Raw genomic sequence first — 310 nt, 5'->3', positions numbered from 1 at the left:
CGAAAACGATCTGAGATTATCAGTACTGATCTTCCGACGGAAGATGAAGTCCATGAACCAATGATAAAACTGTGTCCGCAGGGGCATGACCTCCAACGAGTTGGTAAACATTATGTGCGACAAGAAGTTCGCGTGATTCCGGGTCGACTATATGTCGCCAACATATACGAGGCAACTTACAAATGCCATCAATGTGACCAACAAGATGCGATTAGCCATCTTTACCAAGGAAATGCGCCGTGGGCGTTAATACCTCACAGCATGGCATCGGCTTCTTTAGTGTCTGAAATTGCTTATCACAAATATGTCC

At 45.2% G+C, this 310-nt stretch carries 1 protein-coding gene; it reads left to right on the top strand.

Translation table 11 applies throughout. The features are described from left to right. Positions 1-60: 60 nt before the first annotated feature. A partial coding sequence (locus tag FC26_RS13225) for an IS66 family transposase zinc-finger binding domain-containing protein (protein WP_420835225.1) occupies positions 61-310 on the top strand: 250 nt, incomplete at its 3' end.

It is taken from the genome of Paucilactobacillus vaccinostercus DSM 20634 (genome assembly GCF_001436295.1).
In the GTDB taxonomy this organism is placed as follows: domain Bacteria; phylum Bacillota; class Bacilli; order Lactobacillales; family Lactobacillaceae; genus Paucilactobacillus; species Paucilactobacillus vaccinostercus.
The sequence above is the reverse complement of the archived record's forward strand: the minus strand, read 5'-3'. Positions and strand labels throughout refer to the sequence as shown.